The organism is Streptomyces sp. NPDC088810 (assembly GCF_044750305.1).
GTDB lineage: Bacteria > Actinomycetota > Actinomycetes > Streptomycetales > Streptomycetaceae > Streptomyces.
On sequence record NZ_JBIVJQ010000009.1, the window covers coordinates 143,123 to 162,456 of the forward strand.

Below are 19,334 nucleotides of genomic sequence, written 5' to 3' on the forward strand. Positions count from 1 at the left end.
ATGAGCTGTGGCCTGGGACACAACGGACACCCTTGGAAAGGGAGATGTCGTGAGCAACGAGAGCCTGGCCAACCTGCTCAAGGAAGAACGCAGGTTCGCGCCGCCCGCCGACCTGGCAGCGCACGCCAACGTCACCGCGGAGGCGTACGAACAGGCCAAGGCTGACAGGCTCGGCTTCTGGGCCGAGCAGGCCCGCCGGCTGACCTGGGCCAAGGAACCGACCGAGACGCTGGACTGGTCGAACCCGCCGTTCGCGAAGTGGTTCAAGGACGGCGAGCTGAACGTCGCGTACAACTGCGTGGACCGGCATGTGGAGGCCGGACACGGGGACCGCGTCGCCATCCACTTCGAGGGCGAGCCCGGCGACAGCCGCGCGATCACCTACGCGGAGCTGAAGGACGAGGTCTCCAAGGCCGCCAACGCCCTGCTGGAGCTGGGCGTGCGCAAGGGCGACCGGGTCGCCATCTACATGCCGATGATCCCGGAGACCGCGATCGCGATGCTGGCCTCGGCCCGGATCGGCGCGGCCCACTCGGTCGTCTTCGGCGGCTTCTCGGCGGACGCGCTCGCGACCCGGATCAAGGACGCGGACGCCAAGGTCGTCATCACCGCCGACGGCGGCTACCGGCGCGGCAAGCCGTCCGCGCTCAAGCCGGCCGTGGACGAGGCGATCGGCAAGGTCGACAACGTCGAGCACGTGCTGGTGGTGCGCCGTACCGGCCAGGAGGTCGCCTGGGACGGCGAGCGGGACGTGTGGTGGCACGAGCTGGTGGGCCGGCAGTCCGCCGAGCACACCCCGGAGGCGTTCGAGGCGGAGCACCCGCTGTTCATCCTCTACACCTCGGGCACGACGGGGAAGCCGAAGGGCATCCTGCACACCTCCGGCGGCTACCTCACCCAGTCGGCCTACACCCACTGGGCGGTCTTCGACCTCAAGCCGGAGACGGACGTGTACTGGTGCACGGCCGACGTCGGCTGGGTGACCGGGCACTCGTACATCGTGTACGGCCCGCTGGCCAACGGCGCGACGCAGGTGATGTACGAGGGCACCCCGGACACCCCGCACCAGGGCCGGTTCTGGGAGATCGTGCAGAAGTACAGGGTCACGATCCTCTACACCGCGCCGACCGCGATCCGGACGTTCATGAAGTGGGGCGACGACATCCCCGCCAAGTTCGACCTGTCCTCCCTGCGCGTCCTCGGCTCGGTGGGCGAGCCCATCAACCCCGAGGCGTGGATCTGGTACCGCAAGCACATCGGCGCCGACCGGACGCCGGTCGTGGACACCTGGTGGCAGACCGAGACCGGCGCGATGATGATCTCGCCGCTGCCCGGTGTCACCGAGGCCAAGCCGGGCTCCGCGCAGACTCCGCTGCCCGGTATCTGCGCGACCGTCGTCGACGACGAGGCGAACGAGGTGCCGAACGGCGGCGGTGGCTATCTGGTGCTGACCGAACCGTGGCCGTCGATGCTGCGCACCATCTGGGGCGACGACCAGCGGTTCATCGACACCTACTGGTCCCGCTTCGAGGGCAAGTACTTCGCCGGGGACGGGGCGAAGAAGGACGACGACGGCGACGTCTGGCTGCTGGGCCGGGTGGACGACGTGATGCTCGTCTCCGGGCACAACATCTCCACCACCGAGGTGGAGTCCGCGCTCGTCTCGCACCCGTCGGTCGCCGAGGCCGCCGTCGTGGGCGCCGCGGACGAGACCACCGGCCAGGCCATCGTCGCGTTCGTGATCCTGCGCGGCACGGCCTCGGAGAACGAGGCGCTCCTCGGCGAGCTGCGCGACCACGTCGGCGCCACGCTCGGCCCGATCGCCAAGCCCAGGCGGATCCTGCCGGTGGCGGAGCTGCCGAAGACCCGCTCCGGCAAGATCATGCGCCGGCTGCTGCGGGACGTCGCCGAGAACCGCCAGCTCGGTGACGTGACCACGCTGACGGACTCCACGGTCATGGACCTCATCCAGGCCAAGCTGCCCGCGGCACCCAGCGAGGACTGAACGGCACCCCGGGGGGCACCCGGCCGGCGAACGTGCCGGGTGGCCCCCGGGCGTCTACGGTGAAGATCACCGGACCCGGCGCGCGGCACTTTAGGTAAACTAAGCAAAGTGTCGTACGACGCGGCACGCCAGGTGCGCCGGGAAGTCTGGTCGGCATGTGAGTTCCGCCTGCCCCCGGAGGTCTCCCGTGACCGGGCCCCGCACCAGCCCCCGCAAGCTCCTCGGCCGTCTGTCCCTGCCCGAGCGGACCTTCGTCGCGGACGCGCTGCGTACCGAGACGGTCGGCGGCGTCCTGCTCCTCCTCGCCGCCGTGGCCGCACTGCTCTGGGCGAACATCCCCGGCCTGCACCCCAGCTACGAGACGGTCAGCCACTTCCACCTCGGCCCCGGAGCCCTCGGCCTCGACCTCTCGATCGCCCACTGGGCCGCCGACGGCCTGCTCGCGGTGTTCTTCTTCGTCGCCGGCATCGAGCTGAAGCGCGAACTGGTCGCCGGGGACCTGCGTGACCCGAAGGCGGCCGTGCTGCCCGTGGTGGCCGCGCTGTGCGGGATGGCCGTGCCGGCGCTCGTCTACACGCTCAGCACCGTCGCCGGGGGCGGTTCCACGCAGGGCTGGGCCGTGCCCACCGCCACCGACATCGCCTTCGCGCTCGCCGTCCTCGCGGTCATCGGCACCTCCCTGCCCAGCGCCCTGCGCGCCTTCCTGCTCACCCTCGCGGTGGTCGACGACCTCTTCGCGATCCTGATCATCGCGGTGTTCTTCACCGACCGGCTGGACTTCGCCGCGCTCGGCGGGGCCGCCGCCGGCCTCGCGGTCTTCTGGCTGCTGCTGCGCAAGGGCGTGCGCGGCTGGTACGTGTACGTGCCGCTCGGGGTGGTCGTCTGGGCGCTGATGTACAACAGCGGCGTGCACGCCACCATCGCCGGCGTGGCGATGGGCCTGATGCTGCGCTGCACCACCCGGGAAGGCGAGGAGCACTCGCCGGGCGAGCACATCGAGCACCTGGTGCGCCCGCTGTCGGCCGGGCTCGCCGTACCGCTGTTCGCACTGTTCAGCGCCGGTGTGTCGATATCCGGCGGGGCGCTCGCGGACGTGTTCACCAGGCCCGAGACGCTCGGCGTCGTCCTCGGCCTGGTCGTGGGCAAGACCGTCGGCATCTTCGCCGGTACCTGGCTGACCGCCCGCTTCACCCGGGCGGAGCTGAGCGAGGACCTGGAATGGGCCGACCTGTTCGCGGTGGCGTCCCTCGCCGGGATCGGGTTCACGGTCTCGCTGCTCATCGGCGAGCTGGCCTTCGAGGGCGACGCCGTACTGACCGACGAGGTGAAGGCGGCCGTCCTCACCGGCTCGCTGATCGCGGCGGCGTGCGCCACCGCGCTGCTGAAGCTGCGCAACGCCAAGTACCGCAGGCTGTGGGAGGACGAGGAGCGCGACGAGGACCGCGACGGCATCCCGGACGTGTACGAGCAGGACGACCCGGCGTACCACCTGCGCATGGCCGAGATCCACGAGCGCAAGGCCGCCGAACACCGGCGTCTGGCCGCCGAGCGGGCGGCCGAGGCGCGCCACGGTCTTGCGGAAGTGCCGGGCGGGGCAGGCGATGAGGACGACCGTCCGGCATGATCTGACGAGACGGTACAAATCAAGACGGTACGCAAGACGGTTACGAGAGACCTCAGAGGGAGAACGCGATGAGCGCACCCGACGGCAGCCCGGTCGGCGCCGAACGCAGCATCGGCCAGCTGTTCGCCTCGGCGACGACCGAATTGTCGGCGCTGGTGCACGATGAGATCGCACTGGCCAAGGCCCAGCTCAAGCAGGACGTGAAGCGCGGCGCGGTGAGCGGCGGGGCGTTCTCCGTCGCCGGCGCGGTGCTGGTGTTCTCGCTGCCGATGCTCAACTTCGCGCTGGCGTACGGCATCAGGACCTGGAGCGGCTGGAACCTGGCCGTCTGCTTCCTGCTGTCCTTCGCGGCCAACGTGCTCGTCGCCGGATTCCTCGCGCTGCTCGGTGTGATGTTCGCGAAGAAGGCCAAGAAGGGCCAGGGCCCGCAGAAGGTGGCCGCCTCGATGAAGCAGTCCGCGGGCGTGCTGCAGAACGCCAAGCCGCACCCGCGGCGCCCGGAGCTGACCGAGGAGCAGACTCCCGCGGCCATCGAGGCTGTGGCACGCTCGTCGTCATGACGGAACCCGCCGCCCCCTCGGCCGTACGGATCGAAGGTCCCTGGACGCACAGGGACGTCGCCGCGAACGGCGCGCGTTTCCACATCGCCGAACTCGGCGACGGGCCCCTGGTGCTGCTCCTGCACGGCTTCCCGCAGTTCTGGTGGACGTGGCGGCACCAGCTGACCGCGCTCGCCGACGCGGGCTACCGGGCGGTGGCGATGGACCTGCGGGGCGTCGGCGGCAGCGACCGCACACCCCGCGGGTACGACCCCGCCAACCTCGCGCTGGACGTGACCGGCGTCATCCGCTCGCTCGGCGAGCCGGACGCCGCGCTGGTCGGCCACGACCTCGGCGGCTATCTGGCGTGGACAGCGGCGGCCATGCGGCCCAAACTGGTCCGGCGCCTGGCCGTGGTGTCCATGCCGCATCCGCGGCGCTGGCGCGCGGCGATGCTGCGCGACGCCCGTCAGACGGCCGCCAGTTCCTACATCTGGGGCTTCCAGCGGCCGTGGCTCCCCGAGCGCCAACTGACCGCGGACGGCGGCGCGCTGGCGGGCCGGCTGATCCGGGACTGGTCGGGGCCGCGGCTGCCGGAGGACGCAGCCGTGGAGACGTACCAGCGGGCGATGTGCATCCCCTCCACCGCGCACTGCGCGATCGAGCCGTACCGCTGGCTGGTGCGTTCCCTGGCCCGCCCGGACGGCGTGCAGTTCTACCGCCGGATGAAGCGGCCCGTGCGGGTGCCGACGCTGCACCTGCACGGCTCGCTGGACCCGGTGACCCGCACGCGCAGCGCGGCCGGTTCGGGCGAGTACGTCGAAGCGCCGTACCGCTGGCGGCTGTTCGACGGCCTCGGTCACTTCCCGCACGAGGAGGACCCGGTGGCGTTCTCCACCGAGCTGGTCAACTGGCTCAAGGACCCGGAGCCCGACCGGTGACGGTACGGTGACGATCCGGTGCGCGCAGTATCCGGTTCCTCAACACTTGTCCCCCGAACGGCCACATGCCCGCCGCATAGGCCAATTGGGGGGCGCGCGGGCGGTTATCGACCTTGGGGCGGGGGCACACGTCCGGGTATGGGCTGGACGCACGACTACAGTGACGCACCCCGCAACCGCCGCTCGGCCACGGGCCTGAGCACGCCTCAGCAAGGCACCCCGCAACTCGCGGAAGCGGACCCCCGGGTGGGGATTCCGCGCATCCTGCGCCGCCGGGCCCGCTGGGTCTCGGTTCGCCTGCGTCACCCGCGGGGCTGAGCGCCGCCGCCCCTACAGGGCGCAGCTGTCCGTACCCACCTGCTCGTTCGCCGTACGACCCCGCTGCACGTCGGGCTGGATCTCGTCCGCCGTCAGGGCGTAGCCGGTGTCCGCGTCGTCCAGGGACTTGGCGAACACCACGCCGTACACCTTGCCGTCCGGTGTGAGCAGGGGGCCGCCGGAGTTGCCCTGGCGGACGGTGGCGTACAGGGAGTAGACGTCGCGGCGGACCGTGCCGCGGTGGTAGATGTCCGGGCCGTTGGCTGTGATGCGCCCGCGCACGCGCGCGGCGCGCACGTCGTACGAGCCGTTCTCGGGGAAGCCCGCGACGATCGCGCCGTCACCGCCGGCCGCGTCCTGGCCGGTGAACCGCAGCGCGGTGGCCTTCAGGTCCGGTACGTCGAGTACCGCGATGTCGCGCTTCCAGTCGTACAGCACGACCTTCGCGTCGTACTTGCGGCCCTCTCCGCCGATCTGCACCCGCGGCGCGTCCACGCCGCCGACGACGTGCGCGTTGGTCATCACGCGGCGGTCGGCGAAGACGAAGCCGGTGCCCTCCAGGACCTTGCCGCAGCTCTGCGCGGTGCCGGTGACCTTGACGATGGAGCGCTGGGCGTGGAAGGCCACCGAGCTGTTGGCGAGGGCCGGGTCGGGCGGCCGCACGTCCTTGATCGGCTCGTTGGAGAACGGGCTGAAGACCTGCGGGAAGCCGTTCTGCGCGAGGACGGCGGAGAAGTCCGCGAACCAGGTGTCGGCCTGCGCGGGCAGCACCCGGGAGACGCCGAGGAGCACCTTGGAGCCGCGGACCTCCTTGCCGAGCGTGGGCAGGGTCGTGCCGGCCAGGGCGGAGCCGATCAGCCAGGCGACCAGCAGCATCGCGACGACGTTGACCAGCGCGCCGCCGGTGGCGTCCAGGGCGCGGGCCGGGGACCAGGTGATGTACCGGCGCAGTTTGTTGCCGAGATGGGTGGTCAGGGCCTGGCCGATGGAGGCGCAGACGATGACCACGACGACGGCCACGATGGCGGCGGTGGTGCCGACCTCCGCCTTGCCGGTCACGGCGTCCCAGATGACGGGCAGCGTGTACACGGCGACGAGACCGCCGCCCATGAACCCGATCACCGACAGGATGCCGACGACGAAGCCCTGGCGGTACCCCACCACCGCGAACCACACGGCCGCGACCAGCAACAGGATGTCCAGCACGTTCACGTACGACACCCTGTCATGCGTGCCAGTCGAGCGGGACCTGCTTCCCGCGGTCCCAGGGGCGCTCCCAGCCTGCGTAGTACAGCAGGCGGTCGATCACTCCGGCCGTGAAACCCCACACCAGGGCCGATTCGACCAGGAATGCGGGGCCGCTGTGACCTCTGGGGTGGACGGCGGTGGCGCGGTTGGCGGGATCCGTGAGATCCGCCACGGGCACGGTGAAGACCCGCGCCGTCTCGTTCGGGTCGACCACGCCGACCGGGCTGGGCTTGCGCCACCAACCGAGCACGGGCGTGACGACGAAGCGGCTGACCGGGATGTACAGCCTCGGCAGCACCCCGAAGAGCTGCACGCCGGACGGGTCGAGTCCGGTCTCCTCCTCCGCCTCGCGCAGCGCGGCCCGCAGCGGCCCCTCGCCCTGCGGATCGCCGTCCTCCGGGTCCAGCGCGCCGCCCGGGAAGGACGGCTGGCCGGCGTGCGAGCGCAGCGAGCCGGCGCGCTCCATGAGCAACAGCTCCGGGCCGCGCTCGCCCTCGCCGAACAGGATCAGCACGGCCGACTGCCGTCCCGAGCCGTTCTCCGGCGGCAGGAAGCGGCTCAGCTGGAGCGGCTGGACCGTGTCGGCGGCGCGCACGACGGGCTCCAGCCAGGCCGGCAGCCCTTCCCTGCTGAGCGTCACCGGACCGCCCTGTGTGTCACTTGTTCTCGTCATCGCCACCCCCGCCGCTCTGCCCTCTCCAACGCCCGAGGCCCCCGAGATCGTTCCGTCACGCGGCGCCCAGTGGCGGTGCCGGTTTGCCGCCCGCGTCGAGGTAGGCCTGCGGGGGCTTGAGCCGCTGGCCGGGGAAGCCGCCCTTCTCGTACTTCAGGAGCTTCCTGGCCTTCTCCGGGTCGGTCTCGCCCTCGCCGTAGGCCGGGCAGAGCGGGGCGATGGGACAGGCGCCGCAGGCGGGCTTGCGGGCGTGGCAGATGCGGCGGCCGTGCCAGATCACGTGGTGGGACAGGTCGGTCCAGTCGCTCTTCGGGAAGAGCGCGCCGACGGCGGCCTCGATCTTGTCGGGGTCGGTCTCGTCGGTCCACTGCCAGCGCCGCACCAGCCGCTGGAAGTGGGTGTCCACGGTGATCCCGGGCCGGCCGAAGGCGTTGCCGAGCACGACGAAGGCGGTCTTGCGGCCGACGCCGGGGAGCGTGACCAGCTGCTCCAGCTTTCCGGGCACCTCGCCGCCGAAGTTCTCGACGAGCGCCTTGGAGAGCCCTATGACCGACTTGGTCTTGGCCCGGAAGAAGCCGCAGGGCCGCAGGATCTCCTCGACCTCCTCCGGGTTGGCCGCGGCGAGGTCCTCCGGGGTGGGGTACTTGGCGAAGAGCGCCGGGGTCGTCTGGTTGACCCGCAGGTCGGTGGTCTGGGCCGACAGCACGGTGGCGACCACCAGCTGGAAGGGGTTCTCGAAGTCCAGCTCGGGGTGGGCGTACGGGTACACCTCGGCCAGCTCGCGGTTGATGCGGCGGGCGCGGCGGACCAGCGCGGTGGGGGACTCGCCGGCCGGCGGCCTCACGGCGATCTTCTTGACGGGCGCGGCCTTCTTGGCGGGCTTTTCGACGGACGCGGCCTTCTTCACGACGGCGGGTGCCTTTTGGGCTGATTTGCCTTTTTTATTACTTCCTCCGGGGCTCTGTTCGCCCACAGCGGAATCACGACGTGCAACCACCCGCCCAGCCCCCTTGTCCTGTGCTCTCACCGGCGATTTGGACACCCGGCCAGCCTAAAGCCCGGCACCGACATCCGCCCCGGAGCCCGCGCAGCGGCCCCCGATCGGACCCCTGACGCTTACCCCCGGACACCTGTGCGGCATCCTTGTGACAGATCACACTGTTTGGACCGTCCGGCAAAATGGGGAACACGGACCCCTGGCACGCGGGGGAGCAAGATCCCCTGAGCAGGTCGACAAGGAGAGAACTCGTGGACGACGTTCTGCGGCGCAACCCGCTCTTCGCGGCTCTCGACGACGAGCAGGCCGCGGAGCTTCGCGCCTCCATGAGTGAGGTGACCCTCGCACGCGGCGACTCCCTGTTCCATGAGGGAGACCCCGGGGACCGGCTGTACGTCGTCACCGAGGGCAAGGTCAAGCTGCACCGCACATCCCCCGACGGCCGCGAGAACATGCTCGCCGTCGTCGGCCCCGGCGAGTTGATCGGCGAGCTGTCGCTGTTCGACCCCGGCCCCCGTACGGCCACCGCGACCGCGCTGACCGAGGTCAAGCTGCTCGGCCTCGGCCACGGCGACCTCCAGCCCTGGCTGAACGCCCGCCCCGAGGTGGCCGGCGCCCTGCTGCGCGCCGTCGCCCGCCGTCTGCGCAAGACCAACGACGCCATGTCCGACCTGGTCTTCTCCGACGTCCCCGGCCGCGTGGCGCGCGCCCTGCTGGACCTCTCCCGCCGCTTCGGAGTGCAGTCCGAGGAGGGCATCCACGTCGTCCACGACCTCACCCAGGAGGAGCTGGCCCAGCTGGTCGGCGCCTCCCGCGAGACCGTGAACAAGGCGCTGGCGGACTTCGCCCAGCGCGGGTGGCTCCGCCTGGAGGCGCGGGCCGTGATCCTGCTGGACGTGGAGCGGCTCGCCAAGCGCTCGCGCTGACACCGGTCCCGGCGGTACGACCCGGGGGCCCGCTTCCCGGAAGCCGGCCCCCGTCGTCATGGCCGCCGCCGGCCCGCCAGCGCCGAAAACCGGCTGCCCAGGGCCACCGCGGACGGCACAGTGGGCGCATGACCGTGCTCCCCGCCCCCCGGGGCCTCGACGCCCAGGGCCGGCTGGCCCGCGAAGGCTCCCTCGTGCGCGTGCCGCCCGCCTTCCGCCCGGTCGTGGCCGCCGTCCGCGACCGGCTGCCGGCCGTCTTCGGCGCGCGCCTGCACAGCGCCTACCTCTACGGGTCGGTCCCGCGCGGCACCGCGCGCGTGGGGCGCAGCGACCTGGACCTGCTGATCGCCCTGCACGAGGAACCGGCCGACGCCGACCGGGCCGCCGTACGAGCCCTCGGGGAGGCGCTCGACCAGGAGTTCCGGCAGATCGACGGCGTCGGCACGCTGCTCTACAGCCGGGAGCGGCTGCTGAGCGACCCGGAGCGGTACGACCTGGGCTGGTTCGTCGCCTGCCTGTGCACCCCGCTGATCGGCGACGACCTCGCCGCCCACCTGCCCCGCTACCGCCCCGACTCCCTGCTGGCCCGCGAGACCAACGGCGACCTCGGGCGGTGGCTGCCCCACTGGCGGGAGCGGATCGCGCGGGCCCAGGACACCGAGGAGGCCCGCCGGCCGCTCGTCCGGTTCATGTCCCGCCACCTCGTCCGCACGGCCTTCACGCTCGTCATGCCCCGCTGGCAGGGCTGGACCAGCGACCTGCGGGAGATGGCCGAGGTGTTCGGCGCCTACTACCCCGAGCGGGCCGCGAAGCTGCGTACGGCGGCCGAGTACGGCTACGAGCCCGTCGGCGACCCGGAGGTGCTGCGGTCGTACGTCGACGAGTTGGGCCCCTGGCTCGCCGCCGAGTACGCGCGCGTGCACGGCGTCAAGGCACCCCGCCCGGACTAGATCAGCCCGTGGTCGCTCAGGTAGTCCATCTGCGCGCGCACCGACAGCTCCGCCGCCGGCCACAGCGAGCGGTCCACGTCGGCGTACACGTGGGCGACGACCTGGGCAGCCGTGCGGTAGCCGTTCTCGACCGCGGTCTCCACCTGGGCGAGCCGGTGGGCGCGGTGGGCGAGGTAGAACTCGACGGCGCCCTGCGCGTCCTCCAGGACCGGCCCGTGGCCCGGCAGGACGGTGTGTACGCCGTCGTCCACCGTCAGGGACCTCAGCCGCCGCAGCGAGTCCAGGTAGTCGCCGAGCCGGCCGTCGGGGTGCGCCACGACGGTCGTACCGCGCCCCAGGACGGTGTCGCCGGTCAGCACGGCCCGGTCGGCCGGCAGATGGAAGGACAGCGAGTCCGCGGTGTGCCCGGGGGTCGGTACGACCCTCAGCTCCAGGCCGCCGACGGTGATCACGTCTCCGGCGGCCAGGCCCTCGTCGCCGAGCCGGAGCGCCGGGTCGAGGGCACGCACGCGCGTGGCGGTCAGCTCGGCGAACCGGGCGGCGCCCTCGGCGTGGTCGGGGTGGCCGTGGGTGAGCAGGGTCAGGGCTATGCGCTTGCCGGCCTTCTCGGCCGTGTCCACGACGTTGCGCAGATGGCCGTCGTCCAGTGGACCGGGGTCGATCACCACGGCCAGGTCGGAGTCGGGCTCGGCGACGATCCAGGTGTTGGTGCCGTCCAGGGTCATCGCGGAGGCGTTCGGCGCGAGGACGTTGACCGCGCGTTCGGTGGCCGGGCCCGAGGAGACGGTGCCCCGGGGCTGGCCCGGCAGCGCGCTTGCGTCGGTCATGCGGGGCCTCCACCGGTGGTCTCAGCGGGCGTCGGGGCGGTCGGGACGTGCTTGGTGAACTCGTCGTGCCCGGGCCAGGACAGGACGATCTCGCCGTTCTCGAGGCGGGCCCGGGCCAGCACCGGGGTCATGTCGCGCGCGGGCGCGGCGGCCAGCGCCTCGGCGGCACTGCCGTACGGCAGCAGCTGGCGCAGGGTGGCGACGGTGGGCGGCATCATCAGCAGCTCGCCCTTGTCGTACCCGGCGGTGGCCTCCTCGGGGCGGATCCACACCGTGCGGTCGGCCTCCGTGGAGGCGTTCCGGGTGCGCTGCCCCTCGGGGAGGGCGGCCACGAAGAACCAGGTGTCGTAGCGGCGGGCCTCGAACTCCGGGGTGATCCAGCGGGTCCAGGCGCCCAGCAGGTCCGAGCGCAGCACCAGGCCGCGCCGGTCGAGGAACTCGGCGAAGGACAGCTCGCGCGCGACGAGGGCGGCGCGGTCGGCCTCCCAGTCGTCGCCGGTGGTGTCACCGACGACCGAGTCCGGGTCGGGCCCGGCGAGCAGGACGCCGGCCTCCTCGTAGGTCTCCCGTACGGCAGCGCAGACGATGGCCTGGGCGCCCGCCGCGTCGACGCCGAGCCGCTCGGCCCACCACGCGCGCGCGGGTCCCGCCCAGCGGATCTGGCGGTCGTCGTCACGCGGGTCGACACCGCCCCCGGGATACGCGTACGCGCCTCCGGCGAAGGCCATGGAGGCGCGTCTGCGCAGCATGTGGACGACCGGTCCGGCGGGGGTGTCCTTCAGCAGCAGCACCGTGGCCGCGCGCTTGGGGGTCACCGGGGTGAGCGTGCCTGCCGCGAGCGCGCGGATGCGGTCGGGCCACTCCGGGGGATACCACTGACCGTTCGCCATGGCCGGAGGCTATCCCGTGTAGGGCGAATGTTCGAGAGGTACCCGAGGTCAGCGGGGCTACTGAGCGAGTTCCACCTGGATCTCGACCTCGACCGGCGCGTCCAGCGGCAGCACCGCGACGCCGACCGCGCTGCGAGCGTGCACGCCCTTGTCACCGAGCACCTCGCCGAGCAGTTCGCTGGCGCCGTTGACGACACCCGGCTGCCCGGTGAAGTCGGACGCCGAGGCGACGAAGCCGACGACCTTCACCACGCGCGCGATGCGGTCCAGGTCACCGACGACGGACTTCACGGCGGCCAGTGCGTTCAGCGCGCAGGTGCGGGCCAGCTCCTTGGCCTCCTCCGGCGTGACCTCGGCGCCCACCTTGCCGGTGACCGGCAGCTTGCCCTCCACCATCGGCAGCTGGCCGGCGGTGTAGACGTACACGCCGGACTGCACGGCCGGCTGGTAGGCGGCCAGCGGCGGTACGACGGCCGGCAGGGTCAGGCCCAGTTCGGCCAGCTTGGTCTCGACCGCGCTCACGCCGGGTTCTCCTGCTTCTCGCGCTTGAGGTAGGCCACGAGCGACTCCGGGTTCGGACCCGGCACCACCTGCACGAGCTCGTAGCCCTGATCGCCCCAGCTGTCCAGGATCTGCTTGGTGGCGTGGATGAGCAGCGGCACGGTCTGGTATTCCCACTTCTTGGTCATGAGGGCGACTGTAGCCGCTGTGCCCCAGGGGGCCGGCGGCCCACCACGGCCCCCGTTATCCACAGCCTCCCGCGTGAGTGTCGGCCGGACTGGTTAGTCTCGAAGACGTGAGCAGGCTCCAGGTCGTCAGCGGCAAGGGCGGGACCGGAAAGACGACGGTCGCCGCCGCACTCGCGCTGGCCCTCGCGACCGAGGGGAAGCGGACGCTTCTCGTCGAGGTCGAGGGCCGGCAGGGCATCGCCCAGCTCTTCGAGACGGAGGCACTTCCCTACGAGGAGCGGAAGATCGCGGTCGCGCCGGGCGGCGGCGAGGTGTACGCCCTCGCGATCGATCCCGAACTGGCCCTTCTGGACTATCTCCAGATGTTCTACAAGCTCGGCGGCGCGGGCCGGGCCCTGAAGAAGCTCGGCGCGATCGACTTCGCCACCACCATCGCGCCCGGGCTCAGAGACGTCCTGCTGACCGGCAAGGCGTGCGAGGCCGTGCGCCGCAAGGACAGGTCCGGGCGGTTCGCGTACGACTACGTCGTCATGGACGCCCCGCCGACGGGCCGCATCACCCGGTTCCTGAACGTCAACGACGAGGTGGCGGGCCTCGCGAAGATCGGCCCGATACACAATCAGGCGCAGGCCGTCATGCGGGTGCTGAAGTCGCCGGAGACGGCGGTGCACCTGGTGACGCTGCTGGAGGAGATGCCGGTCCAGGAGACCGCCGACGGCATCGCGGAACTCCGCGCGGCCCGGCTTCCGGTGGGCCGGGTCATCGTGAACATGGTCCGGCCGGAGGTGTTGGACGCGGCAGATCTGGAACTCGTACGGACCGTGGAGCGTTCATCGGTTGCGCAGGCGCTCTCGGCGGCCGGTCTGGGCGGGGCCCGGCGCGGCGGGAACGCCGAGAAGCTGGTGGACCCGCTGCTGGCGCAGGCCGCGGAGTACGCCGAGCGGTACACGCTGGAGCAGGAGCAGCGCGCGGTCCTGGGCGAGCTGGGCCTGCCGCTGCACGAACTGCCGCTGCTCGCGGAGGGCATGGACCTCGCGGGCCTGTACGAACTCGCCACCGAGCTGCGGAAGCAGGGGTTGTCATGAGTCCGGAACCGGCCGAGGCATCCGAGACGGCCGCGGGGCCCGAGCAGGGCCGCCGCCTCTCCCCCGCGCGCGTGCTGGACGTGGACCCGCTGCTGGACGACCCGAAGACCCGGATCGTGGTGTGCTGCGGCGCGGGCGGGGTCGGCAAGACGACGACCGCGGCGGCCCTGGGCCTGCGGGCGGCCGAGCGGGGCCGCAAGGTGGTCGTGCTGACCATCGACCCGGCCAAGCGGCTGGCCCAGTCCATGGGCATCGACTCCCTCGACAACGTGCCGCGCCGGGTGAAGGGCACCGATGGTGACGGCGAGCTGCACGCCATGATGCTCGACATGAAGCGCACCTTCGACGAGGTCGTGGAGGCGCACGCGGACCCCCAGCGGGCCGCCGCGATCCTGGCGAACCCCTTCTACCAGTCGCTCTCGGCGGGCTTCGCGGGCACGCAGGAGTACATGGCGATGGAGAAGCTGGGCCAGCTGCGGGCGAAGGACGAGTGGGACCTGATCGTGGTCGACACCCCGCCCTCCCGCTCCGCGCTGGACTTCCTGGACGCGCCCAAGCGGCTCGGTTCCTTCCTGGACGGCCGGCTCATCCGCCTGCTGACCGCTCCGGCGAAGCTCGGCGGCCGCGCGGGGATGGCGTTCCTCAACGTCGGCATGTCGATGATGACCGGCACGCTGGGCAAGCTGCTGGGCGGTCAGCTGCTGAAGGACGTCCAGACGTTCGTGGCCGCGATGGACACCACCTTCGGCGGCTTCCGTACGCGCGCGGACGCCACGTACAAGCTCCTCCAGGCCCCCGGTACCGCGTTCCTGGTGGTGGCGGCACCGGAGCGGGACGCGCTGCGCGAGGCGGCGTACTTCGTCGAGCGGCTGGCCGCGGAGGACATGCCGCTGATGGGCCTGGTGCTCAACCGGGTCCACGGCAGCGGCGCCGGCCGGCTGTCGGCCGAGCGGGCGCTCGCCGCCGCGGAAAATCTTGAGGACCCCCGCATTGTCGATCAGGGGGACGGGAAAGCTGGACTTCGTAACTCTCCCGACACGTACGGCAGTTCACAATCTCCCGCACCCGAGACCGCAGTCACCGCTTCCGAAGAAGGCTCCCCCGCCGACGCGGAACGCTCCGTCGACCGGCTCACCGCGGGTCTGCTCAGGCTGCACGCCGACCGCATGCAGGTGCTCTCGCGTGAGCAGCGCACGCGGGACCGTTTCACCGCCCGCCACCCCGAGGTGGCGGTGGTCGAAGTACCCGCGCTGCCCGGCGACGTCCACGACCTCGCGGGCCTGCGCCACATCGGGGACCGGCTGGCAGCCGGGCGCCCGGAAGACCCGTAGGCCGCGGGCAGCCACGACGGCGCACGCGGCGGGCAGCCGGTCGCCGGCGCCCCGCGCGGCCCATGCGGGCGACACGCGAGGAGGGTCGCGGGCGCGCGAGTGGCGGTCGGGGCGCACGAGCGGCGGTCGCGGGTGCGCGTGGCCCGCGGCGGAGGAAGCTCCGCACGGCACGGCCGTCACAGACGCGTCGCATGCGAGGAGCGCACCTTCCGCACACGGCGGTCAGCAGTGCGCAGCAAGCGGCGCTCGCAGAGGTGGCGGTTGCCCGAAGCGGGCTCGCCCGGACCATGTGCCCGGGATACGCCCCAGGTGGGTGCCCGAGGGGGGTGCCCCTCAGCTCACCGCCGCGTAGTTCTCGTACACCTCGTCGCTGTCGAGGGGCACGATCCCGATGCCCCGCTCGTACTCCGAGCGGGCGGTTTCCAGCAGTCTGCGCCACGAGGTGACGGTGGGCCGGCGACGCAGCAGCGCGCGGCGCTCCCGCTCCGTCATGCCTCCCCACACGCCGAACTCGACGCGGTTGTCCAGCGCATCCGCCAGGCATTCGGTGCGTACCGGGCATCCGGTGCACACCGCCTTGGCCCTGTTCTGCGCTGCTCCCTGAACGAACAGTTCATCCGGATCGGTAGTGCGGCAGGCAGCCTGCGCACTCCAGTCGGTTACCCAGCCCATACCGGCGCCGTCCTCTCCCGAATCGAGGCTCCCCCACGGCGGCAGCGGCATATTCACCGCCGCCAGTTGAGGACGTTACGGAAGGTGGGCACAGCGCAACACCCCCTGCGGGCCCAATCTTGAATGGCCCGAACGGACTATGGGTAAGCGGCAGATCACCCGCGGGAGTGAGCTGGCGACATGCGTGATCATCCCGGCAAACCGGGACAGTCGTGGTACGTCACGCCGGGGCGCCAGGCGACACACGCGGCGGAATCGGGCTCGTCCCCGGGGGAAGCGGGACGCTCCCTGCGGATCTCCGGCTGGGTCCGGAACGATTCGGGGTCGCCGGACGTATAGCTACATGACCGCACTGCTGTGACAGTTGAGAGCAGCTTAGGCCAAGGCCTGGGCGCGTGTCCGGCGAATGGGAACGCAGACCCACCGCTTTGCCGTGCCGTGATGCGGTCGCTCCTTCGGAACGCTCAACAGTACGGATTAGGCTGCCCCCATGCCAAAGAAGCGCTCGGGCGGCGGTTTGTCGCCCATGCAGCAGGCCGCCAAGTTCCTCGGCGTCAGTGTGCTCGCCGGAGCCGTGATGGCCGGCATCGCGCTGCCCGCGGCCGGCGCGCTGGGCCTCGCGGCCAAGGGCTCGGTCAAGAGCTTCGACGAGATCCCTGCCAACCTGAAGAGTCCCCAGCTGAGCCAGCGCACCACGATCCTGGACAACCAGGGCAAACAGATCGCGACCGTCTACTCCCGCGACCGTACGGTGGTCGACCTCAAGGACATTTCGCCGTACATGCAGAAGGCGATCGTCGCGATCGAGGACTCGCGCTTCTACAAGCACGGCGCCGTCGACCTCAAGGGCGTCCTGCGCGCCCTGAACAAGAACGCGCGGGAGGGCGGGGTCGCCCAGGGCGCCTCCACGCTCACCCAGCAGCTCGTGAAGAACTACTTCATCGAGGAGGCCGGCGACGACCCGACCAAGGTCGCCGAGGCCACCCAGCAGACCCTGGGCCGCAAGATCCGCGAGCTGAAGTACGCGATCCAGATCGAGGACAAGCTCGGCAAGAAGAAGATCCTCGAGAACTACCTGAACATCACCTTCTTCGGCGAGCAGGCCTACGGCGTCGAGGCCGCCGCCCAGCGGTACTTCTCCAAGCACGCCAAGGACCTGAACCTGCAGGAATCGGCGCTGCTGGCCGGCATCGTGCAGTCCCCGAGCCGGTACGACCCGGTGAACGACGAGGCGGAGGCCACCAAGCGGCGCAACACCGTCCTGCAGCGCATGGCGGAGCTGGGCGACATCTCCCAGAAGGAGGCCGACCAGGCCAAGGAGAAGCCGCTCGGCCTGCACACCAGCCGCCCCAAGAACGGCTGCATCACCGCCGTGAAGGGCGCCGGCTTCTTCTGTGACTACGTCCGCCAGGTCGTCCTCACGGACCCGGTCTTCGGCAAGACCAGGGAGCGGCGGGCCAAGCTGTGGAACCAGGGCGGCCTGACGATCCGCACCACGCTCGACCCGCAGGCCCAGAAGTCCGCGCAGGCGTCCATCAAGGACCACGTCTACAAGAGCGACGCCGTGGCCACCGCCGCGACCATCGTCGAGCCCGGCACCGGCAAGATCCTCGCGATGGGCCAGTCCCGCCCGTACGGCGTCAACGTCAAGAACGACGAGACGACGATCAACCTCTCCGTCAACTCGGACATGGGCGGCGGCGCCGGGTACCAGCCCGGTTCCACGTTCAAGCCGATCGTCGCCGCGGCGGCCGTCGAGGGCGGCAAGCCCCCGACGCAGGAGTACTCGTCGCCGTACGAGATGGCGTACCCGAGCCCGGTGTCCGCGTGCAACGGCAAGATCTGGCGCGACGACCCGAACAAGCCGACCAAGCTGACCAACGAGAACGAGTCGGAGCGCGGCCCGTACGCCATGAAGGAGGCGACCGCGAAGTCGGTCAACACCTACTACGTGCAGCTGATCAGCGACATCGGCATCTGCCCGGTCGTCGGCATGGCCAAGAAGATGGGCGTGCAGCGCGCGGACGGCCGCAAGATCCAGCAGGCGCCGTCCATCGCGCTCGGCACCCAGGAGGTCTCGCCGCTGACGATGGCGAACGCGTACGCCACGTTCGCCTCGCGCGGGATGTACTGCACCCCTGTCGCCATCGAGTCGATCACCCAGAAGGTCGGCAGCGACCAGAAGTCCCTCGAGGTGCCGAAGTCGACCTGCTCGCGGGCGATGTCGGAGAACACCGCGGACACGGTCAGCACGCTCCTCAAGGGCGTGGTCGAGGACGGCACGGGTCAGGAGGCCGGTCTCGGCAGCCGCCCGAGCGCGGGCAAGACGGGTACGACGGACGAGCGCTTCGCGGCCTGGTTCGTCGGCTACACCCCGAACATGGCGGGCGCGGTGTGGGTCGGCGACCCGCAGCACAAGCGCAAGATGACCAACATCACCATCGGCGGCATCCCGCACGACAAGGTCTACGGCGGTGAGGTCCCGGGCCCGATCTGGCGCGACATGATGAGCGGCGCCCTCGAAGGCAAGACCGTGGAGGACTTCCACCTGGTCGACATCCCCGACGCCACCCACGAGGGTGATGATCAGGGAAAAGGCCGAGGGGGGAGGGACGACGGCAACAACGGGGACACGACGGGACAACTGATCGGCGGACTGGTCGGCGGCCCGACGGACGGGGGAACGCCGGGCACGGCCGCCACGGGTGACACCACCGCCGGCGCGCTCGGCGGCACGTTCCCGACGCCGACGTTCTCCATCCCCGAGAACTTCATCCAGGGCCAGGTGAACGGCGGGAACAACGGGAACGGGAACGGGGGCGGCCGGGGGTAACCGGTTCGCGGTACGACGGCGGGGCCGCACCCTGAGTGGGGGGTGCGGCCCCGCGGTCGTGGGCGTGGAGGTTCGGTTCGGCCGTCGTACTCGGCGCGGCGGTTGCCTTTGAGGAGCTGCTCAGCCGCAGAGCTACGGCCGAGACCCGGCCCTGCAGCCGAGACCCGGCCCTGCAGCCGAGACCCGGCCCTGCAGCCGAGCCCTGGACCTGCAGCTGAGCCCTGGATCCGCTGCTCAGCCCTGGAGGAGCTTCTTCACCGCGGCGGCGACGCGGCCGCCCTCGGCCTGGCCGGCCACCTTCGGGTTCACGATCTTCATGACGGCGCCCATGGCCCGCGGCCCCTCGGCGCCGGCCGCCCTGGCCTCCTCCACGGCCTGGGCGACGATCGCGGTCAGCTCCTCGTCGGACAGCTGCTTGGGCAGGTACTCGGCGAGCACCTCGCCCTCCGCCTTCTCCCGCTCGGCCTGCTCGGGCCGGCCACCCTGCGCGAAGGCCTCGGCCGCCTCACGGCGCTTCTTCGCCTCGCGGGTGATCACCTTGAGGACCTCGTCGTCGGAGAGCTCCCGCTTCTCCTTGCCCGCGACCTCCTCCTTGGTGATCGCGGTGAGCGTCAGCCGGAGCGTCGAGGAGCGGAGCTCGTCGCGCTCCTTGATCGCGGCGTTGAGGTCGTCCTGCAGCTTCGACTTGAGCGTGGTGGTCATGGCCCGATTGTCGCAGGTACACGGCCGCTCACGCCCGCGCATTTAACCGGGCGGCCGGTCTCGCCGTACCCAACCGGTCTGACA

The 19,334-nt window shown here is 71.4% G+C and carries 19 protein-coding genes; 10 read left to right on the forward strand and 9 right to left on the reverse strand.

What is annotated here, in order from left to right; genetic code table 11:
- Positions 1-49 precede the first annotated feature (49 nt).
- The 5 genes from acs (at position 50) to ACIP4Y_RS26855 (ending at position 5,427) form a co-directional block, all read left to right on the forward strand.
- Entirely contained in the window at positions 50-2,005 is a 1,956-nt protein-coding gene (gene acs, locus ACIP4Y_RS26835) for an acetate--CoA ligase (protein WP_401398099.1), read from the forward strand.
- Positions 2,006-2,192: 187 nt separating this feature from the next.
- On the forward strand, positions 2,193-3,629 hold the full coding sequence (nhaA, locus tag ACIP4Y_RS26840; protein ID WP_401398101.1) for a Na+/H+ antiporter NhaA: 1,437 nt from the start codon (positions 2,193-2,195) through the stop codon (positions 3,627-3,629).
- A gap of 68 nt (positions 3,630-3,697) precedes the next feature.
- Positions 3,698-4,189 (forward strand): phage holin family protein, encoded by a 492-nt coding sequence (locus ACIP4Y_RS26845; protein WP_358645520.1) that lies wholly within the window; start codon positions 3,698-3,700, stop codon positions 4,187-4,189.
- Positions 4,186-5,109: an alpha/beta hydrolase gene (locus ACIP4Y_RS26850; RefSeq protein ID WP_358645518.1), complete on the forward strand. Its 924-nt coding sequence runs from the start codon at positions 4,186-4,188 to the stop codon at positions 5,107-5,109. The genes ACIP4Y_RS26845 and ACIP4Y_RS26850 overlap by 4 nt, the downstream gene beginning before the upstream one ends.
- 138 nt (positions 5,110-5,247) lie before the next feature.
- Positions 5,248-5,427, forward strand: a complete 180-nt coding sequence (locus ACIP4Y_RS26855) for a hypothetical protein (RefSeq protein ID WP_401398104.1) — start codon at positions 5,248-5,250, stop codon at positions 5,425-5,427.
- A 12-nt stretch (positions 5,428-5,439) separates the two neighbouring features.
- On the opposite strand, the gene ACIP4Y_RS26860 is transcribed toward ACIP4Y_RS26855, so the two are convergent.
- From ACIP4Y_RS26860 to nth, 3 genes are read right to left on the reverse strand one after another with little or no spacing between them, the layout of a single operon-like run.
- The gene (locus ACIP4Y_RS26860; RefSeq protein ID WP_401398106.1) at positions 5,440-6,639 is read right to left on the reverse strand and encodes a MarP family serine protease; all 1,200 of its coding nucleotides are present in this window, start codon (positions 6,637-6,639) and stop codon (positions 5,440-5,442) included.
- 13 nt (positions 6,640-6,652) lie between these two features.
- A complete protein-coding gene (locus tag ACIP4Y_RS26865) occupies positions 6,653-7,348 on the reverse strand; it encodes an NUDIX hydrolase (protein ID WP_401398108.1) in 696 nt (231 codons plus the stop codon).
- 55 nt (positions 7,349-7,403) lie between these two features.
- A complete protein-coding gene (gene nth, locus ACIP4Y_RS26870; RefSeq protein WP_401398110.1) occupies positions 7,404-8,321 on the reverse strand; it encodes an endonuclease III in 918 nt (305 codons plus the stop codon).
- Between the two features lie 275 nt (positions 8,322-8,596).
- Between nth and ACIP4Y_RS26875 the strand changes: the two genes are divergently transcribed.
- Both ACIP4Y_RS26875 and ACIP4Y_RS26880 read left to right on the forward strand, forming a co-directional pair.
- Positions 8,597-9,271: a Crp/Fnr family transcriptional regulator gene (locus ACIP4Y_RS26875; RefSeq protein ID WP_014674022.1), complete on the forward strand. Its 675-nt coding sequence runs from the start codon at positions 8,597-8,599 to the stop codon at positions 9,269-9,271.
- Positions 9,272-9,399: 128 nt separating this feature from the next.
- Entirely contained in the window at positions 9,400-10,221 is an 822-nt protein-coding gene (locus ACIP4Y_RS26880) for a nucleotidyltransferase domain-containing protein (protein ID WP_401398112.1), read from the forward strand.
- On the opposite strand, the gene ACIP4Y_RS26885 is transcribed toward ACIP4Y_RS26880, so the two are convergent.
- From ACIP4Y_RS26885 to ACIP4Y_RS26900, 4 genes are read right to left on the reverse strand one after another with little or no spacing between them, the layout of a single operon-like run.
- A complete protein-coding gene (locus tag ACIP4Y_RS26885; protein WP_401398114.1) occupies positions 10,218-11,048 on the reverse strand; it encodes an MBL fold metallo-hydrolase in 831 nt (276 codons plus the stop codon). The two genes, ACIP4Y_RS26880 and ACIP4Y_RS26885, sit on opposite strands and share 4 nt — an antisense overlap.
- The gene (locus tag ACIP4Y_RS26890; RefSeq protein ID WP_401398116.1) at positions 11,045-11,938 is read right to left on the reverse strand and encodes an NUDIX hydrolase; all 894 of its coding nucleotides are present in this window, start codon (positions 11,936-11,938) and stop codon (positions 11,045-11,047) included. The genes ACIP4Y_RS26885 and ACIP4Y_RS26890 overlap by 4 nt, the downstream gene beginning before the upstream one ends.
- A 57-nt stretch (positions 11,939-11,995) precedes the next feature.
- Positions 11,996-12,460 carry a RidA family protein gene (locus tag ACIP4Y_RS26895; RefSeq protein WP_030342580.1) on the reverse strand — a complete coding sequence of 155 codons (465 nt, stop codon included), beginning with the start codon at positions 12,458-12,460 and terminating at the stop codon, positions 11,996-11,998.
- Entirely contained in the window at positions 12,457-12,627 is a 171-nt protein-coding gene (locus ACIP4Y_RS26900; protein WP_189982103.1) for a hypothetical protein, read from the reverse strand. Before ACIP4Y_RS26900 ends, ACIP4Y_RS26895 begins: the two co-directional genes overlap by 4 nt.
- A gap of 107 nt (positions 12,628-12,734) precedes the next feature.
- On the opposite strand from ACIP4Y_RS26900, the gene ACIP4Y_RS26905 reads away from it, so the two are divergent.
- Both ACIP4Y_RS26905 and ACIP4Y_RS26910 read left to right on the forward strand, forming a co-directional pair.
- Positions 12,735-13,712 carry an ArsA family ATPase gene (locus tag ACIP4Y_RS26905; RefSeq protein WP_401398118.1) on the forward strand — a complete coding sequence of 326 codons (978 nt, stop codon included), beginning with the start codon at positions 12,735-12,737 and terminating at the stop codon, positions 13,710-13,712.
- Entirely contained in the window at positions 13,709-15,043 is a 1,335-nt protein-coding gene (locus tag ACIP4Y_RS26910; protein ID WP_401398120.1) for an ArsA family ATPase, read from the forward strand. Before ACIP4Y_RS26905 ends, ACIP4Y_RS26910 begins: the two co-directional genes overlap by 4 nt.
- A 333-nt stretch (positions 15,044-15,376) precedes the next feature.
- Here ACIP4Y_RS26910 and wblA read toward each other — a convergent pair whose 3' ends face one another.
- Positions 15,377-15,715, reverse strand: coding sequence for a transcriptional regulator WblA (gene wblA / locus ACIP4Y_RS26915; RefSeq protein WP_319147252.1), 339 nt, complete (start codon positions 15,713-15,715; stop codon positions 15,377-15,379).
- Positions 15,716-16,205: 490 nt separating this feature from the next.
- Between wblA and ACIP4Y_RS26920 the strand changes: the two genes are divergently transcribed.
- Positions 16,206-18,548 carry a transglycosylase domain-containing protein gene (locus ACIP4Y_RS26920; protein ID WP_401398122.1) on the forward strand — a complete coding sequence of 781 codons (2,343 nt, stop codon included), beginning with the start codon at positions 16,206-16,208 and terminating at the stop codon, positions 18,546-18,548.
- 234 nt (positions 18,549-18,782) lie between these two features.
- Here the strand turns inward: ACIP4Y_RS26920 and ACIP4Y_RS26925 are convergent, their stop codons facing one another.
- Complete coding sequence (locus ACIP4Y_RS26925; RefSeq protein ID WP_401398124.1) at positions 18,783-19,250, reverse strand: GatB/YqeY domain-containing protein; 468 nt, start codon at positions 19,248-19,250, stop codon at positions 18,783-18,785.
- Positions 19,251-19,334 lie beyond the last annotated feature (84 nt).